Origin of the sequence: Pseudomonas asplenii, assembly GCF_900105475.1 — a bacterium.
GTDB classification, from domain to species: domain Bacteria; phylum Pseudomonadota; class Gammaproteobacteria; order Pseudomonadales; family Pseudomonadaceae; genus Aquipseudomonas; species Aquipseudomonas asplenii.
In genome coordinates, this window is sequence record NZ_LT629777.1 from 3537205 (window position 1) to 3552130 (window position 14926).

Annotated in this window: 15 protein-coding genes and 1 pseudogene; 10 read left to right on the forward strand and 6 right to left on the reverse strand. The window is 61.1% G+C overall.

The features are described 5' to 3' along the window. The first annotated feature begins 11 nt into the window (after nucleotides 1-11). Entirely contained in the window at nucleotides 12-557 is a 546-nt protein-coding gene (locus BLU37_RS16320; protein WP_090206562.1) for an acireductone dioxygenase, read from the forward strand. A gap of 397 nt (nucleotides 558-954) precedes the next feature. Beyond that, a pseudogene (locus BLU37_RS29750) lies at nucleotides 955-1134 on the forward strand (response regulator transcription factor); the annotation flags it as partial. An 89-nt stretch (nucleotides 1135-1223) separates the two neighbouring features. Here BLU37_RS29750 and BLU37_RS16330 read toward each other — a convergent pair. Continuing rightward, nucleotides 1224-1496: a DUF3509 domain-containing protein gene (locus BLU37_RS16330; protein ID WP_090206565.1), complete on the reverse strand. Its 273-nt coding sequence runs from the start codon at nucleotides 1494-1496 to the stop codon at nucleotides 1224-1226. A gap of 418 nt (nucleotides 1497-1914) precedes the next feature. On the opposite strand from BLU37_RS16330, the gene BLU37_RS16335 reads away from it, so the two are divergent. The 5 genes from BLU37_RS16335 (at nucleotide 1915) to BLU37_RS16355 (ending at nucleotide 7679) form a co-directional block, all read left to right on the forward strand. Further along, complete coding sequence (locus tag BLU37_RS16335; RefSeq protein ID WP_090206568.1) at nucleotides 1915-3753, forward strand: long-chain-acyl-CoA synthetase; 1839 nt, start codon at nucleotides 1915-1917, stop codon at nucleotides 3751-3753. 107 nt (nucleotides 3754-3860) lie between these two features. Continuing rightward, nucleotides 3861-4379: an ankyrin repeat domain-containing protein gene (locus BLU37_RS16340; RefSeq protein WP_090206570.1), complete on the forward strand. Its 519-nt coding sequence runs from the start codon at nucleotides 3861-3863 to the stop codon at nucleotides 4377-4379. Between the two features lie 92 nt (nucleotides 4380-4471). Beyond that, nucleotides 4472-5002, forward strand: a complete 531-nt coding sequence (locus tag BLU37_RS16345; protein WP_090206573.1) for a hypothetical protein — start codon at nucleotides 4472-4474, stop codon at nucleotides 5000-5002. A gap of 73 nt (nucleotides 5003-5075) precedes the next feature. Next, nucleotides 5076-5267, forward strand: a complete 192-nt coding sequence (locus BLU37_RS16350) for a PLDc N-terminal domain-containing protein (protein ID WP_010449788.1) — start codon at nucleotides 5076-5078, stop codon at nucleotides 5265-5267. 327 nt (nucleotides 5268-5594) lie between these two features. After that, the gene (locus BLU37_RS16355) at nucleotides 5595-7679 is read left to right on the forward strand and encodes an LTA synthase family protein (RefSeq protein WP_090206575.1); all 2085 of its coding nucleotides are present in this window, start codon (nucleotides 5595-5597) and stop codon (nucleotides 7677-7679) included. A 113-nt stretch (nucleotides 7680-7792) separates the two neighbouring features. On the opposite strand, the gene BLU37_RS16360 is transcribed toward BLU37_RS16355, so the two are convergent. Beyond that, nucleotides 7793-7945, reverse strand: coding sequence for a DUF3309 family protein (locus tag BLU37_RS16360; RefSeq protein ID WP_010449786.1), 153 nt, complete (start codon nucleotides 7943-7945; stop codon nucleotides 7793-7795). Nucleotides 7946-8015: 70 nt separating this feature from the next. Here BLU37_RS16360 and BLU37_RS29050 point away from each other — a divergent pair, with 70 nt between their 5' ends. From BLU37_RS29050 to csrA, 3 genes are all read left to right on the forward strand, one after another. After that, complete coding sequence (locus BLU37_RS29050) at nucleotides 8016-8192, forward strand: hypothetical protein (protein ID WP_157696383.1); 177 nt, start codon at nucleotides 8016-8018, stop codon at nucleotides 8190-8192. A gap of 71 nt (nucleotides 8193-8263) precedes the next feature. Next, nucleotides 8264-9079 (forward strand): SDR family oxidoreductase, encoded by an 816-nt coding sequence (locus BLU37_RS16365; RefSeq protein WP_090206577.1) that lies wholly within the window; start codon nucleotides 8264-8266, stop codon nucleotides 9077-9079. Between the two features lie 185 nt (nucleotides 9080-9264). After that, a complete protein-coding gene (csrA, locus tag BLU37_RS16370; protein ID WP_010449782.1) occupies nucleotides 9265-9456 on the forward strand; it encodes a carbon storage regulator CsrA in 192 nt (63 codons plus the stop codon). Between the two features lie 3 nt (nucleotides 9457-9459). On the opposite strand, the gene BLU37_RS16375 is transcribed toward csrA, so the two are convergent. The 4 genes from BLU37_RS16375 to BLU37_RS16390 all read right to left on the reverse strand — a co-directional run bounded on the left by BLU37_RS16375 (nucleotide 9460) and on the right by BLU37_RS16390 (nucleotide 14654). Next, nucleotides 9460-9687, reverse strand: coding sequence for a YheU family protein (locus tag BLU37_RS16375; RefSeq protein WP_010449781.1), 228 nt, complete (start codon nucleotides 9685-9687; stop codon nucleotides 9460-9462). Between the two features lie 114 nt (nucleotides 9688-9801). Continuing rightward, nucleotides 9802-10995 carry an osmoprotectant NAGGN system M42 family peptidase gene (locus BLU37_RS16380; RefSeq protein WP_090206581.1) on the reverse strand — a complete coding sequence of 398 codons (1194 nt, stop codon included), beginning with the start codon at nucleotides 10993-10995 and terminating at the stop codon, nucleotides 9802-9804. A 136-nt stretch (nucleotides 10996-11131) separates the two neighbouring features. Beyond that, the gene (gene ngg / locus BLU37_RS16385) at nucleotides 11132-12877 is read right to left on the reverse strand and encodes an N-acetylglutaminylglutamine synthetase (RefSeq protein ID WP_090206584.1); all 1746 of its coding nucleotides are present in this window, start codon (nucleotides 12875-12877) and stop codon (nucleotides 11132-11134) included. A gap of 4 nt (nucleotides 12878-12881) precedes the next feature. Then, the gene (locus BLU37_RS16390; RefSeq protein ID WP_090206588.1) at nucleotides 12882-14654 is read right to left on the reverse strand and encodes an N-acetylglutaminylglutamine amidotransferase; all 1773 of its coding nucleotides are present in this window, start codon (nucleotides 14652-14654) and stop codon (nucleotides 12882-12884) included. Between the last annotated feature and the right edge of the window lie 272 nt (nucleotides 14655-14926).

Here is a 14926-nt window from a genome sequence, read left to right on the forward strand (position 1 = left end):
AATAGAAGCCCATGAGCATTCTGTTCGTTTACCCTGTCAGCAGCCCGGAACTTCCCAACAAGGTGCTGACCCACATCGATGACATTGCCTCGACGCTGGCGGAGCAGGGCGTTCGTTTCGAGCGCTTGCCGGTGGCCACGCCGATCCGCCCCGGGACCGACGCAGAGCAGGTGCTCGAGGCCTGTCGGACACAACTCGAGCCGTTGATGAGCCGGCTCGGTGTTGTGGCGAGCGAGGTCATCAGCCTCGATCCTTCTCACCCGCAGAGAGTCGAGCACTGTGCAGCGTTCTTGCGCGCGCAGCACCAGAATGCCCATGAAGTACGGTTCTTTCTGGGCGGACGGGGCCTGCTCAGCTTGCACATCGGCGACTATGTTTATGCCGTGTTGTGCGAACGCAACGATGTGATCTCGATACCGGCGGGTACCGCGCACTGGTTCGACCTGGGCGAGGAGCCGCGTTGCGTGGCGATTCGTCTGTTCGACAAGGCTGAAGGGCGGGTGAGCACCTTTGTCGAGGAAGATCTGGCCGGTCGTTTCCCCGGTCTTGACGACTGAATAGGCAGGTTGCCGACATTAAACAAGTGCCCGACGGCATGAGTGATTAAAACTTGAGTCGGAAGTGAATGTTTTAAATTGTAGGATGCTGCCGAATGAAATGTCGGCAATCCCTGTTTATGTTTGTAGTTGGTTGTTAATTCCCGCTTCTGTGCAACTCTCTGTTTTCGACGGTTGTTCAGACAACGACTGTACGAACTGTTGAAAGTCACAGGGAGAAACAGACATGAGCATTCCCGATAGACGGGTGGCCGCTGTCGCGCATGCGGCCCGGCATCGGTCGGTGGATATCAAGGATGAGAGGGAGCCGCTTAAACAGGATGTTGTTCAAGTGGTACTTCTGCCGGGGTTGAAGAAGAATCGTCGAAACCGTCTTTCCAAGACCCAGACGCTCAGCGAAAAGGAACTGGAAGTGCTCAAGTGGGCGAGGGCGGGCAAGACAGTCTGGGAAATCAGCGTGATCCGCAACGTATCCGAAGCCACGGTGAAGTTCCATCTGCGCAACATCTATCACAAGTTGGGTGTGAGCAACCGGGCCCACGCCGTGGGTGAGGCCGTCAATCGCGGCCTGGTCTGACGCACGGGCGTGGTCCGGTCTGCTGCTGTTCAGTTAGGCACTCATTCAGAAGCTCATTCAGGAGCTAAGTGAATAACCCAGTGCGTGGCTCAGTGATAGGACGGCAGGGCGAAACGGTTCTGGCTTTGCAGCAGGGCAATGGACGGCAGTTCGCTGGGCTGGCCGGCGAGGTCGCGTCGAATCGCGCTGATCACCCAGGTCAGTTGTTCAGCAGTATGCAACTGGGCGTAGGAGATCGAGCGTTTGAGCTGCTTGCCGTCGCTGTCACGCAGCGTCAGCAGCACTCCGCCGTCGGGACGTGGCTGAGTGGTGACTTCGTAGTTGGAGAATACAGAAGAGAATTTTTCCTGGATCAGGTCCATGTCTATCAACTCCGTCAGCGCGTGGATGGCTAGGTATGGAGTGATAGTTGCAGTGATTGTGCCAGTATCTGACTTTTATAAAATCCAATAAAATCAATAATTTGCTGTTTTTTGGATTTTATGGGGTCGTGCAAAATGCAAGATAGGCTGTCGTGCATCCTGCATTTTGCCGAATGATCGATGCCGCCGCTTCGTTGCCTCCACCGCCGCGTTTACCGCGGGCTTCGAGGATACAAAACTTTGCAAAACCTTCATGTACAGCTTCGCCAGGCTTGCCGTATTTTTCGAAGCGAGGCGGGCTCCAGGCGATCATTCGAACCCGGGTGCGACACCCTGGGCCGCAACGACAAGGATGGTTTGCGAGGTTGTCGGCCCGGACGACGTTCGCTCGATAATAATAAAAGACAGGATGTGACCCATGAACGTTCAAACTGATGACGTGATCACCTGGGGCATGATGCTCCGCAAGCTACCCACCTTGGCCAAGGCGCTGCCGCGTGTCATCCGCGGGCTCAAGCTGTCCAAGGTGAAGGCGCCCGACCAGCCTTGCGGGCTTGCCTGGAGTTTCGAGCAGGCAGTGGCGCGCAACCCTTCGGGGCCAGCGCTGTTGTATGGCAATCGCTCCCTGAGCTATCTGCAGGCCAACCAGTGGGCCAACCGGATTGCCCATTACCTGACCGGCCAGGGTCTTGGCAAAGGCGATGTGGTGGGTGTCCTGGTCGACAACCGGATCGAGTTGCTGATCACGGTGTTGGCGGTGGCCAAGGTCGGCGGCGTCTGCGCGATGCTCAACACATCCCAGACCCAGGGCGCCCTGGTCCACAGCATTACCCTGGTGTCCCCGGTGGCGATGGTGGTGGGTGCAGAGTTGCTCGACGGGTATTCGGCGGTACGTGAGCAGGTATCCGTCGACCCGTCCCGGCACTACTTCGTGGCGGACCAGGAGACCGATGTCGACCCGGGTGAGGCGCCAGCGGGCTGGATCAACCTGATGGCAGCGAGTGTCGGCCAGGACCAGGCCAACCCGGCCAGCAGCCAGCAGATCTTCTGTGATGACCCGTGCTTCTATATCTATACCTCCGGTACCACCGGCCTGCCCAAGGCCGGGATCTTCCGCCACGGTCGCTGGATGAAGACCTACGCCAGCTTTGGCCTGATCGCCCTCGACATGAGCCCGCAGGACGTCCTTTATTGCACCCTGCCGCTGTATCACGCCACGGGCCTGTGCGTGTGCTGGGGTTCGGCGATTGCCGGCGCCTCGGGATTCGCCTTCCGGCGCAAGTTCAGCGCCAGCCAGTTCTGGGACGAGGCGCGGCGTTTCAACGCCACGACCCTGGGTTATGTGGGCGAGCTGTGCCGTTACCTGCTGGACCAGCCGCCCAGTCCCAACGACAGGCACAACAAGGTGGTGAAAATGATCGGCAACGGTTTGCGCCCCAGCGTCTGGCGGGAGTTCAAGCAGCGTTTCGACATCGATCACATCAGCGAATTCTATGCGGCCAGCGATGGCAACATCGGTTTCACCAACGCGCTCAACTTCAACAACACCATCGGTTTTTCCCTGATGTCCTGGGCGCTGGTGGAATATGCCCCGGATTGCGGTACACCCTTGCGTGATACCGACGGTTTCATGCGCAAGGTGCCCAAGGGCGGCCAGGGGCTGCTGCTGGCCCGGATCGACGACAAGGCGCCGCTCGATGGCTACACCGAGTCGGCCAAGACCCAGAAGGTGGTGTTGTGTGATGTGTTCGAAAAGGGCGACCGTTATTTCAACACGGGCGACCTGTTGCGCGATATCGGCTTCGGGCATGCGCAATTCGTCGACCGCCTGGGTGACTCCTACCGCTGGAAGGGCGAGAACGTCTCCACCACCGAAGTGGAGAACATCCTGTTGCAGCACCCGCACATTGCCGAAGTGGTGTCCTACGGCGTTGAGATCAGCAACACCAACGGGCGGGCCGGAATGGCGGCGATCACCCCGGCCGAATCGCTGGCGACCCTGGATTTCGCCGAGTTGCTGAGTTTCGCCCGCCAGCAGATGCCGACCTACGCGATCCCGCTGTTTCTGCGGGTGAAACTGAAGATGGAAACCACCGGGACGTTCAAGTATCAGAAGGGGCGGCTCAGGGATGAGGCTTTTGACCCCGGCAAGTCGGGCAATGATCCGATCTATGCCTGGCTGCCGGGTTCCGATACCTATGTACAGGTGACGGGGCAGATCCATGAAGACATTCATGCCGGTAAGTTTCGTTATTGATTCTGGCTATGGAAACACTTGAAAAATAAGGCATGACAGGGAAACTCAAGCTCGGGAAACTGGCTCAATAGATGAGCCGTTTCTCGTTTAGCCACAGGGAGTCCGAAATGTCCGATCAACCCCGACAAATGACCGAAGAAGAAGCCGCCGAATTTGCCGAACAGGTATTCGACGTAGCGCGCAAAGGCGATGCGGCGATGCTCGCGGCCCTGCTGAGCAAGGGGCTGCCGGCCAACCTGCGCAATCACAAGGGTGACACGCTGCTGATGCTCGCCAGCTATCACGGCCATGCCGATGCGGTGCGGGTGCTGCTCGAATACAAGGCCGATCCGGAGATTCGCAACGCCAATGGCCAGAGCCCGATTGCCGGTGCTGCCTTCAAGGGTGACTTGGCGATGGTCAAGTTGCTGATCGAAGGCGGTGCCCAGGTCGAGGGGGCTTCGGCGGACGGCCGCACGGCCTTGATGATGGCGGCGATGTTCAACCGCACCGCGATCGTCGAGTATCTGCTCGGTCAGGGCGCCGATCCGCACGCCACGGACGCCAATGGCGTCACGGCACTGGCGGCGGCCCAGACCATGGGGGCGACGGACACGGCTGCGCAGTTGCAGCAACTCCAGGCCTGATGCCACAGGCGCCGCGCAGGTCTGGCACCTGCGCGGCGCCTGCATTTGCGCTATCCTTCTCGCCCCGAACAGCTCCAGGTCGCAGGATCCCCATGAAAACCGCCCTTATCGAACTCATCACTAAAATCAGCTCCGGCTGCATGGGCGAGGCCGAGATCCTGCGGATCGCCGACGAGGCGGTTCAGGCCTACGCGGACGAGGCCGGCTTCCTGGCGGCCAATCCGGATATCAACTACGACGACAGTTTCCCGATTCCCCTTGGGGAATGGGTGGTGGTGGGCAGCCTGCCGGAGACGGTGCTGTTCCAGGCGGACACCTACATGGACCTGTTTGCCCAGATCGTCGAGTCCTTTGGCAAGGACGTGACGTTCAACATCAAGCCCAGGCAACTGGCCAAGGTCGAGGCGCTGACGGCGCTGAACCGCATCCAGATCCAGCTTTCCAGCATGAACCCGGAGATGGGCGGCTATGTGCTGCTGAACTTCAGCCAACTGCTGGATGACGAGTTGCAGGTCGTACTGGTCTACGGTAACGACCTGCCGCGAGTACTGAAACTGTGTGAGCAGGTCGGTATTGCCGCCGCGCCGTCCCTGGAGGCCTTGCGGGTCGCCTTGCACGTCTGAGGTGTGCAATGAAAGGAACCCTGGTCGCGGCCAGCTATCCTAGATAAGGCCAGTCCTCACTCGGAGCAGCACCATGGGTTCAACCTTCAATGGCCTCGTTGGCCTGATTATTCTGGCCCTGGATATCTGGGCCATTCTCAACGTACTGAAAAGCGGTGCCGAAACCGGGATGAAAATCCTCTGGGTGCTGCTGATCGCCCTGTTGCCGGTATTGGGGCTGATCATCTGGGCGATCGCCGGGCCGCGAGGTAACGTGCGGATATAGTCGGTGTGGCTTGCCGAGGCGTTGCATGGCGCTTCGGCAAGTGATTCTTTTTTGTATGTCAAAACATGCTCAAAACGAAATTTTCACATTCTCTTTAAGACAATTCTTCCCTGTGATTTGGCCCTTTCCTGCTGAAAATGGTTGCCCGGCAACGATTTTTTGTCTGGAGGCGGGCGGATTTCCACGGCTAATGGCGATACATGGGGTGGTAAACCATCGATGATCGTGCAACATTTGCCGGCTTCGCGTCCCCCTCGTGATTCATTTTGAGGGCAGGGCGCTGCCGCACCCGACTTTTCAACTGAATCCAACGAGTCCCCAATCGACATGGCAAACCCGGACGCCCTGAGCAAGCAGCGCCCCTCAACGCGCTTGCCGCAACCGACAGTTAAGTCTCACCTGGCCTACACGCTGTTGTGCGCATTGATCATGATGGTGATGTTCACCCTGCTGCGGGTGGCGTTGCTGGTCTACAACCGCGAGATGATTCTTGACACACCGGCCTCTACCTTCCTCGAAGCGTTCGGCAATGGTCTGCGTTTCGATATCCGCATCGTGGTCTACCTCTGCATTCCGCTGACGCTGGCTTTCCTCAGCGCGCGGGCGATGGCCGCACGTGGCCTGTTCCGTTTCTGGCTGACGCTGACCTCGAGTCTGGCGCTGTTCTTCGGCCTGATGGAGATGGACTTCTACCGCGAGTTTCACCAGCGCCTCAACGGCCTGGTGTTCCAGTACGTGAAGGAAGACCCGAAAACCGTCATGAGCATGCTCTGGTACGGTTTCCCGGTGGTCCGCTACCTGCTGGCCTGGGCCGTGGGGACCGTGGTCCTGAGCCTGTTGTTCCGCGGTGCCGACCGTATCACTCGTCCCCGTAGCGGTTTTGGTGCCAGCGTTGGCGCCCGTGCCGTTGCGCCGTGGTATGCGCGCACCGCGCTGTTCGTGGTGCTGTTGCTGATCTGCGTCGTTGCCGCTCGCGGTACCCTGCGCCAAGGGCCACCGCTGCGCTGGGGTGATGCCTATACCACCAGCTCGAACTTCGCCAACCAGTTGGGTCTCAATGGCTCGTTGACGCTGATCTCGGCGGCCCAGAGTCGTCTGTCCGATGATCGCGGCAACATCTGGAAGGCCACCCTCGATCAGCCTCTGGCTCAACAGACCGTTCGCGACATGCTGCTGACCAGCAATGACAAACTGGTCGACAGCGATATCGCCGCGATCCGCCGTGACACCACGCCACCGGCGCAGAACACCCTGCCGATCAAGAACGTGGTGGTGATCCTGATGGAGAGCTTCGCCGGTCACTCGGTCGGTGCCCTCGGTCGTCCCGGCAACATCACCCCGTACTTCGACAAGCTGTCGAAGGAAGGCCTGTTGTTCGAGCGCTTCTTCTCCAACGGCACCCACACCCACCAGGGCATGTTCGCCACCATGGCGTGCTTTCCGAACCTGCCTGGTTTCGAGTACCTGATGCAGACGCCGGAGGGCAGCCACAAACTGTCCGGCCTGCCGCAACTGCTCAGTGCCCGCAAGTATGACGACGTGTATGTCTACAACGGCGATTTTGCCTGGGACAACCAGTCGGGCTTCTTCGGCAGCCAGGGCATGACCACCTTCATTGGCCGCAACGACTTCGTCAATCCGGTGTTCTCCGATCCGACCTGGGGTGTGTCCGACCAGGACATGTTCAACCGCAGCCTCGAAGAGCTGAAGGCCCGTGAAGCGAGCGGCAAGCCGTTCTATGCCTTGCTGCAGACGCTGTCCAACCACACACCGTATGCGTTGCCGACGCCGTTGCCGGTCGAACCTGTCACCGATCGCGGTACGCTCAGCGAGCACCTCACCGCCATGCGTTATGCCGACTGGGCACTGGGCCAGTTCTTCGAGAAGGCCCGCCAGGAGCCTTACTTCAAGGACACCCTGTTCGTGGTGGTGGGCGATCATGGCTTCGGCAATGACGAGCAGATCACTGAAATGGATCTGGGTCGTTTCAACGTCCCGCTGCTGCTGATCGGCCCTGGCATTCAGGAGAAGTTCGGTGCGCGCCGCGATACCGTTGGCACCCAGATCGATATCGTGCCGACCATCATGGGCCGTCTGGGAGGCGAATTCCGCCAGCAGTGCTGGGGACGTGACCTGCTCAATCTGCCGGAAGGCGACCAGGGCATCGGCATGATCAAACCGTCGGGTAACGAACCGACCGTGGCGATCATCAACGGTGATCACATGCTGGTTCAACCCAAGGACATGCCGGCCAAGCTCTGGCGCTACCACTTGGGCGCCAACCCGGGCGGCGAGGTGATTACCGAATCGCCGGACGAGGCTGCGTTGAAGCAGAAGCTGGGTTCGTTCATCCAGACCGCGACCAAGAGCCTGCTCGATAACACGGCGGGTGTCGCACCGGTTCAGAAATAACCGTTACGTCATAGCCTGAAAAAACGCCCCGATCTGTCGGGGCGTTTTTCATTATCCGGCCGCACTTTACCAGGCCGTGTCTTTCGATGCAGGCCGACGCAAGCGGCCTGCGGTCATATCTTCCCGAGCAACAGCAGAATCAGCAGCACCACCAGGATCGTGCCGAGAATACCCGAAGGGCCATAACCCCAACTTCTGGAGTGTGGAAAGACTGGCAGGCCGCCAATCAACAACAGGATCAGGATGACAATCAGAATAGTGGTCATGGTGTTTTCCTTATGAGTTATTCCATCGGTAAAGCGTTCGTTTCGTGGGTTTGATAACGAGCCGCTTTAAATGTCCGACTGGAGCGTCATCGGGAAAATTCAGTTTTTTATCCAGGTATTTTTCCGGGTGTTTATTTCCTTTACCCAATGGCTGCTGATTCGCTTCTCCAGTGTTATCGGCGGAACTCGCCGGGGTTGCGACAGTCGTTCTCGGGCGCAACTTTGCCTCAACTATTCAGCAATCTGATGGTGCATGGGCGGGTGATCTTCCTTCGCTACACTGCGGCTCATTCCTCCGAACGCACAAGGCATTCTCCTATGCAAAATCGCATCATGATCACTGGCGCCGGCTCTGGCCTGGGCCGCGAAATCGCACTGCGTTGGGCGCGTGAGGGCTGGCGACTGGCCTTGTCCGACGTCAGCGAAGCCGGGTTGCAGGAAACTCTCGGGCTGGTCCGCGAGGCGGGCGGCGATGGTTTCACCCAGCGCTGCGATGTGCGTGACTACAGCCAGTTGACGGCCCTGGCCCAGGCCTGTGAGGACAAGTTCGGCGGTATCGATGTGATCGTCAACAATGCTGGCGTGGCCTCCGGTGGCTTCTTCAGTGAATTGTCCCTGGAAGATTGGGAGTGGCAGATCGCGATCAACCTGATGGGCGTGGTCAAGGGGTGCAAGGCTTTCCTGCCGCTGCTGGAGCAGAGCAAGGGCAAGATCATCAATATCGCCTCCATGGCCGCCCTGATGCAGGGCCCGGCCATGAGCAACTACAACGTTGCCAAGGCGGGCGTGGTGGCCTTGTCCGAAAGCCTGCTGGCCGAGCTGGCGCAAGAGGAAATCGCTGTGCATGTGGTTTGCCCATCGTTTTTCCAGACCAACCTGCTGGACTCCTTCCGGGGGCCGACACCGGCCATGAAGGCTCAGGTCGGCAAGTTGCTGGAAAGTTCGCCGATCACAGCCAGCGATATCGCCGACTACATCTTCGAGCGTGTCGTACAAGGCGAATTCATGATTCTGCCCCATGAGCAGGGCCGTATGGCCTGGGCGCTGAAACAGAAAAATCCGCAGTTGCTCTATGACGAAATGACCGTGATGGCCAACAAGATGCGGGCCAAGGCCAGGCAGTCGGCCCAGTAGTGGGCGGCACGTCCCGGTCAGCTCTGGCGGTAGCGAAAGATCTGACTGGGTAAAGGTATGAAATCTGATTCTGTAGGGCGAATCGGCTGTGTCGGTAAGGGCAGGCTGATTTGCCGCTACTGCATTGAAGGTACCGACCTGGCCGGGCAGTCTTGGGCACTCATAAACCCTTGAGGATGAGTGCCATGCTTGTATTGAGCCGTGTCGTGGGCGAGAGGATTTCCATCGGCGACAACATCACCGTGCGGATTCTCGCCGTCAATGGCAACCACGTGCGTTTTGGCGTGGAAGCGCCGAAGAACGTCAATGTCCATCGTGCCGAAATCTACCGGCGGATCCTGACCCAGGTCGAGCCTGTCCGCGAACCGGTGGCCTGACCTTCAATCGAAGAACTCCTTGGGCACCGCATGCTTGGGCAACAGTTGGCACTGCTGGCTTTCCAGGTCGAAGAAAATCACCGCCTGGCCTTTGCTCAGCGCCTGCCGGACCCTGAGTACGCGGGTTTCCTGGGGGGTATCGTCGCCATTGTCGGTACCGTCGCGGCTGACGAAATCCTCGATCAGCCGGGTCAGGGTATCGGGTTCGAGTTGGTCGTAGGGAATCAGCATGAAAGGCTCTCTTCGGGAATCGGCGTGATGCTACTGCGCCTGGCCGGTCCCGGCTACCGCTAATCGGCCAATAGTCGGGTAACCGGCCATGGGCCGGCGCTTGCGCGACGGGCTTCAGTCGAGCGGGCTGCGTTGACCAATCAGGCTGTCGACCGCAGGCACCCGGGTATCGCTTTCCATCTGGGTACCATGCTCCAGTTGCCGGCTGAAGCGCTCAAGAGAGCCGGTGGCCGGTTGCGCATCGCTGGCGAACACCGGTGGGCTGAGCAGGTAGGCGCTGAGCAGGCGGCTCAACGCCGCGAGGCTGTCGATATGGGTACGTTCATAACCATGGGTGGCATCGCAGCCGAACGCCAGCAGCGCCATGCGACTGTCGTGTCCGGCGGTGACCGCCGAATGGGCATCGCTGAAGTAGTAGCGGAACAGGTCGCGGCGTACCGGCAGTTCATTGGCGGCCGCCAGGTTCAGCAGATGGCGTGACAGGTGATAGTCGTAGGGGCCGCCGGAGTCCTGCATCGCCACGCTGACCGCATGTTCGTTCGAATGCTGGCCGGGCGCGACCGGCGCGATATCGATGCCGACGAACTCGCTGACATCCCAGGGCAGGGCCGCCGCCGCACCGCTGCCGATTTCCTCGGTAATGGTGAACAGCGGGTGACAGTCGATCAGCGGTTGCACACCGCTTTCGACGATGGCCTTGAGTGCCGCGAGCAGGGCTGCGACGCCGGCTTTGTCGTCCAGATGACGGGCGCTGATATGGCCGCTCTCGGTGAATTCCGGTAACGGGTCGAAGGCGACGAAGTCACCGATGCCGATGCCCAGCGAGTCGCAGTCGGCACGGGTCGCGCAATAGGCGTCCAGGCGCAGTTCGATGTGGTCCCAGCTGACCGGCAGTTCGTCCACGGCAGTATTGAAGGCGTGCCCGGACGCCATCAGTGGCAACACGCTGCCACGAATCACCCCGGTATCGGTGAACAGGCTGACCCGGCTGCCTTCGGCAAAACGGCTGGACCAGCAGCCGACCGGCGCCAGGCTCAAGCGGCCATTGTCCTTGATCGCCCGCACGGCGGCGCCGATGGTATCCAGGTGCGCCGACACGGCGCGGTCGGGGCTGCTTTGGCGGCCCTTGAGCGTGGCGCGGATGGTCCCGCGGCGGGTCAGTTCGAAGGGAATGCCAAGCTCTTCGAGGCGTTCGGCGACATAACGCACGATGGTGTCGGTGAATCCGGTCGGGCTGGGAATGGCGAGCATTTCCAGCAGTACCCGTTGCAGGTAGTCGAGGTCGGGAGTGGGGATTGGGGTGGTCATGGCTACTCCTGTTCCTGTGGGCGTCGGCGTGCTGGCGATAGCGCTGGGTCAACCTGCGCAGAGGCCAACTCTCGGGTTGCAATCGCCAGCAAGACGGCTCCCACAATTATTCGAGTTGAGTCAGCGGCCGAGGCGCTTATTGCAGGGGCCGGCTATGGGGAAACAGCAGGTCGATGAAACGCTCCGCCGTCGGTTGGGGTTCGTGGTTGGCCAACCCGCAGCGCTCGTTGGCTTCGATGAACACATACTCCGGCTGGTCGGCCGCCGGGACCATCAGGTCCAGGCCGACCACCGGGATATCCAGCGCCCGGGCTGCCTGGATGGCCGCTTCGGCCAGTGTCGCATGGAGGATCCCGGTGACGTCCTCAAGTCTGCCTCCGGTGTGCAGATTGGCGGTCCGTCGCACCGCCAGTTGCTCGCCTTGGGCCAGAATGGTGTTGTAGTCATAACCGGCGGCGTGCAGCGTGCGCTGGGTTTCCCCATCGAGCGGAATCCGGCTCTCACCGTCGGTGGCGGCCTGGCGTCGGCGGCTCTGGGCTTCGATCAGGGCGCCGATGCTGTGCTGGCCGTCGCCGATCACCTGGGCCGGGTGGCGCAGCGCGGCAGCCACCACCTGGAAGCCGATCACCACGATGCGCAGATCCAGCCCTTCGTGGAAACTCTCCAGCAGCACCCGCTTGTCGAAGGCGCGGGCGGCATCGATGGCTTGCTCGACGTCCTCGGGGGTGCGCAGGTCCACCGCCACGCCTTGTCCCTGCTCGCCATCCAGCGGTTTGACGACAATCCGCTGGTGCGTGCGCAGAAATGCCCGGTTGTCCTCGGCGGTCGCGGCGAGTTGTTGATGCGGCACGTTCAGGCCCGCGTCCCGGAGCACGCGGTGGGTCAGGCTCTTGTCCTGGCACAGGCTCATGCTGATGGCGCTGGTCAGGTCGGTCAGCGATTCGCGGCAACGTACCCGGCGCCCGCCATGGGTCAAGGTGAACATCCCGGCGGCGGCATCGTCGACCTGCACGTCGATGCCGCGTCGGTGGGCTTCTTCCACCAGGATCCGCGCATAGGGATTGAACTCGGCTTGCGGTCCCGGTCCGAGGAACAGCGGTTGGTTGATACCGTTCTTGCGCTTGATGGCAAAGGTGCTGAGGGTGCGAAACCCCAGCTTGGCGTACAGGTTCTTGGCCTGCCGGTTGTCATGCAGCACCGACAGATCGAGATGGTTCAGGCCTCGGCTCATGAAGTGCTCGATCAGGTGGCGCACCAGTACCTCGCCGACCCCCGGCCGGCTGCACTGTGGATCGACCGCCAGGCACCAGAGGCTGCAACCGTTTTCCGGGTCATGAAACGCCTTGTGGTGATTGAGCCCCATGACGCTGCCGATCAGCGCGCCGCTGTCTTCGTCTTCCGCCAGCCAATAGACCGGCCCGCCCTGATGACGTGGGGTCAGCCGCTCGGGGTCGATCGGCAGCATGCCGCGGGCGACATACAACTGGTTGATCGCCAGCCAGTCCTCGCGGCTCTGCGCCCGGCGAATCCGGAACCCGCGAAACACTCGGGTGGCCGGGCGGTAATCGCTGAACCACAGCCGCAGGGTATCTGACGGGTCGAGAAACAACTGCTGCGGGGCCTGGGCAAGCACCTGTTGGGGCGCGGCGACATACAGGGCGATGTCGCGCTCGCCGTCCCGTTCGTTGAGCAACTCATCCGCCAGAGCGGCAGGGTCGGCGAAGGTATGGCCGACCAGCAACCGGCCCCAGCCGCAATGCACGGCCACCGGCTGCGGGGCGGGGTCATTGCCGTCTTCGGCCAGGCGTGCCTGCAGGCGCTCGTAGGACGGCGGTTGGCCGCGCAGCAGGCGTTGGCTGTAGGTCGTGGCGTGAGCTTTCATCGGGTCAGATTCCTTGTTCGCTGAGCCACAGGTTCAGGGCTGCCAATTGCCACAGCTTGGAGCCGCGCAGCGGGGTGAGTTGTCCTTGTGGATCGGTCAGCAGGCGGTCGAGCATCGCCGGGTTGAAGAGACCACGGTCCTGGCTCGGATCGAGCAGCAGGTCGCGTACCCATTCCAGCGTGTCGCCCTGTAGGTGCTTGAGGCCGGGCACCGGGAAGTAACCCTTCTTGCGGTCGATGACCTCGCTGGGGATCACCAGCCGGGCGGCTTCCTTGAGTACCTGCTTGCCGCCGTCCGGCAGCTTGAACCGCGCGGGTATGCGTGCCGAGAGTTCCGCCAGCCGGTAGTCGAGAAAGGGTGTGCGGGCTTCCAGGCCCCAGGCCATGGTCATGTTGTCGACGCGTTTGACCGGGTCGTCCACCAGCATCACCGTGCTGTCCAGGCGCAGCGCCTTGTCCACTGCGGCAGAGGCGCCGGGGCGATTGAAGTGTTCGCGCACGAACTCACCGGCGGCATCTTCCGCGACCCGCCATTGCGGCTGCACGGTGGCGGCGTAGTCGTCGTAGCTGCGGTCGAAGAACGCCTCGCGGTACGCGGCCCAGGGATCGGCGGCACCGTCGACCTGTGGGTACCAGTGGTAGCCGGCGAACAGCTCGTCGGCACCCTGGCCGCTCTGCACCACCTTGCAGTGCTTGGCCACTTCGCGCGACAGCAGGTAGAAAGCAATACAGTCGTGGCTGACCATCGGCTCGCTCATGGCGCGGAACGCCGCTGGCAACTGCTCGATGATTTCCCGTTCGTCGATGCGCAACTGGTGATGCTGCGTGCCGTAGTGGCGGGCGATCAGATCCGAGTACTGGAACTCATCGCCGCGTTCGCCTCCGGCATCCTGGAAACCGATGGAGAAGGTCGACAGCTGTTCCACGCCGACCTCGCGCAGCAGCCCGACCAGCAGGCTCGAGTCGACGCCGCCGGACAGCAGCACGCCGACATCCACCGCTGCCCGTTGGCGAATCGCCACGGCCTCGCGGGTGCTGGCGAGTACCCGGTCGCGCCAGTCCTCCAGGCTCAGGTCGAGTTCGTCGGCCTGCGGACCGTAGTTCAGTGTCCACCAGGTCTGCTGTTCGCGCTGGCCATTGGTGTCGATGCGCAGCCAGGTTGCCGGTGGCAGTTTCTCGATGCCGGCCAGCAAGGTACGTGGCGCCGGCACCACGGCATGGAAGTTCAGGTAGTGATTGAGCGCGACCGGATCCAGCAGCGTGCTGATATCGCCGCCTTGCAGCAACGCCGGCAGGCTCGAAGCGAAGCGCAGGCGCTGGTCGGTACGCGACAGGTACAGAGGCTTGACCCCGAGGCGGTCGCGGGCGATGAACAGCCGTTGCGCATCGCGCTCCCAGATCGCCAGCGCGAACATGCCGTTGAGCTTGGGCAGCAGGGCCTCGCCCCAGGCGTGATAGCCCTTGAGCAGCACTTCGGTGTCGCCACCGGAATAGAAGGTATAGCCCAGTTGTTCCAGTTCCTGGCGCAGTTCCGGGAAGTTGTAGACCGCCCCGTTGAAGGCCAGGGACAGACCCAGATCGGGGTCGATCATCGGCTGCGCCGAGGCATCCGACAGGTCCATGATTTTCAGGCGACGATGGCCCAGGGCAAGCGGCCCCTGGCTATAGAAACCCCAGGCATCGGGGCCACGCGGCGCCATGTGATGGGTGATCCGCTCAAGGGCGGCCATGTCCGCAGGGTGTTGATCGAAACGTAGTTCTCCAGCAATTCCGCACATAAGTCCTTACCGGTTATCCGTTGGGGAGGGTGACCCTGAAACTGACTCGCTGAGGACGGGGGAGTTTTATATCAATACGTTATAAGGGTTTCGCCGAGCATGGCCGCAGGCGTGGGATCGATGTGGTGGGGGTTGCTGAAAAAGGGTGCCAGCGGGTTATTCGAAGGACCTGGATTTTTGATTCAACTAACTGATAGGTAACAGATTTTTGAGATTTTCCCGGACGCGTGGGTTGATACCCTCAAGGCACATGGATGATGAGGATCTTGGAA

Bases quoted from the DNA above. Each gene is read 5' to 3' on its own strand.
- BLU37_RS16365 (WP_090206577.1), top strand. From the start codon at position 8,264: ATGCAAAATCGCATCATGATCACTGGCGCCGGCTCTGGCCTGGGCCGC.
- BLU37_RS16390 (WP_090206588.1), bottom strand. From the start codon at position 14,654: ATGTGCGGAATTGCTGGAGAACTACGTTTCGATCAACACCCTGCGGAC.
- BLU37_RS29050 (WP_157696383.1), top strand. From the start codon at position 8,016: ATGTCCGACTGGAGCGTCATCGGGAAAATTCAGTTTTTTATCCAGGTA.
- BLU37_RS16355 (WP_090206575.1), top strand. From the start codon at position 5,595: ATGGCAAACCCGGACGCCCTGAGCAAGCAGCGCCCCTCAACGCGCTTG.
- BLU37_RS16375 (WP_010449781.1), bottom strand. From the start codon at position 9,687: ATGCTGATTCCCTACGACCAACTCGAACCCGATACCCTGACCCGGCTG.
- BLU37_RS16350 (WP_010449788.1), top strand. From the start codon at position 5,076: ATGGGTTCAACCTTCAATGGCCTCGTTGGCCTGATTATTCTGGCCCTG.
- BLU37_RS16330 (WP_090206565.1), bottom strand. From the start codon at position 1,496: ATGGACCTGATCCAGGAAAAATTCTCTTCTGTATTCTCCAACTACGAA.
- BLU37_RS16360 (WP_010449786.1), bottom strand. From the start codon at position 7,945: ATGACCACTATTCTGATTGTCATCCTGATCCTGTTGTTGATTGGCGGC.
- BLU37_RS16345 (WP_090206573.1), top strand. From the start codon at position 4,472: ATGAAAACCGCCCTTATCGAACTCATCACTAAAATCAGCTCCGGCTGC.
- BLU37_RS16380 (WP_090206581.1), bottom strand. From the start codon at position 10,995: ATGACCACCCCAATCCCCACTCCCGACCTCGACTACCTGCAACGGGTA.
- ngg (WP_090206584.1), bottom strand. From the start codon at position 12,877: ATGAAAGCTCACGCCACGACCTACAGCCAACGCCTGCTGCGCGGCCAA.
- BLU37_RS16335 (WP_090206568.1), top strand. From the start codon at position 1,915: ATGAACGTTCAAACTGATGACGTGATCACCTGGGGCATGATGCTCCGC.
- BLU37_RS16340 (WP_090206570.1), top strand. From the start codon at position 3,861: ATGTCCGATCAACCCCGACAAATGACCGAAGAAGAAGCCGCCGAATTT.
- csrA (WP_010449782.1), top strand. From the start codon at position 9,265: ATGCTTGTATTGAGCCGTGTCGTGGGCGAGAGGATTTCCATCGGCGAC.
- BLU37_RS16320 (WP_090206562.1), top strand. From the start codon at position 12: ATGAGCATTCTGTTCGTTTACCCTGTCAGCAGCCCGGAACTTCCCAAC.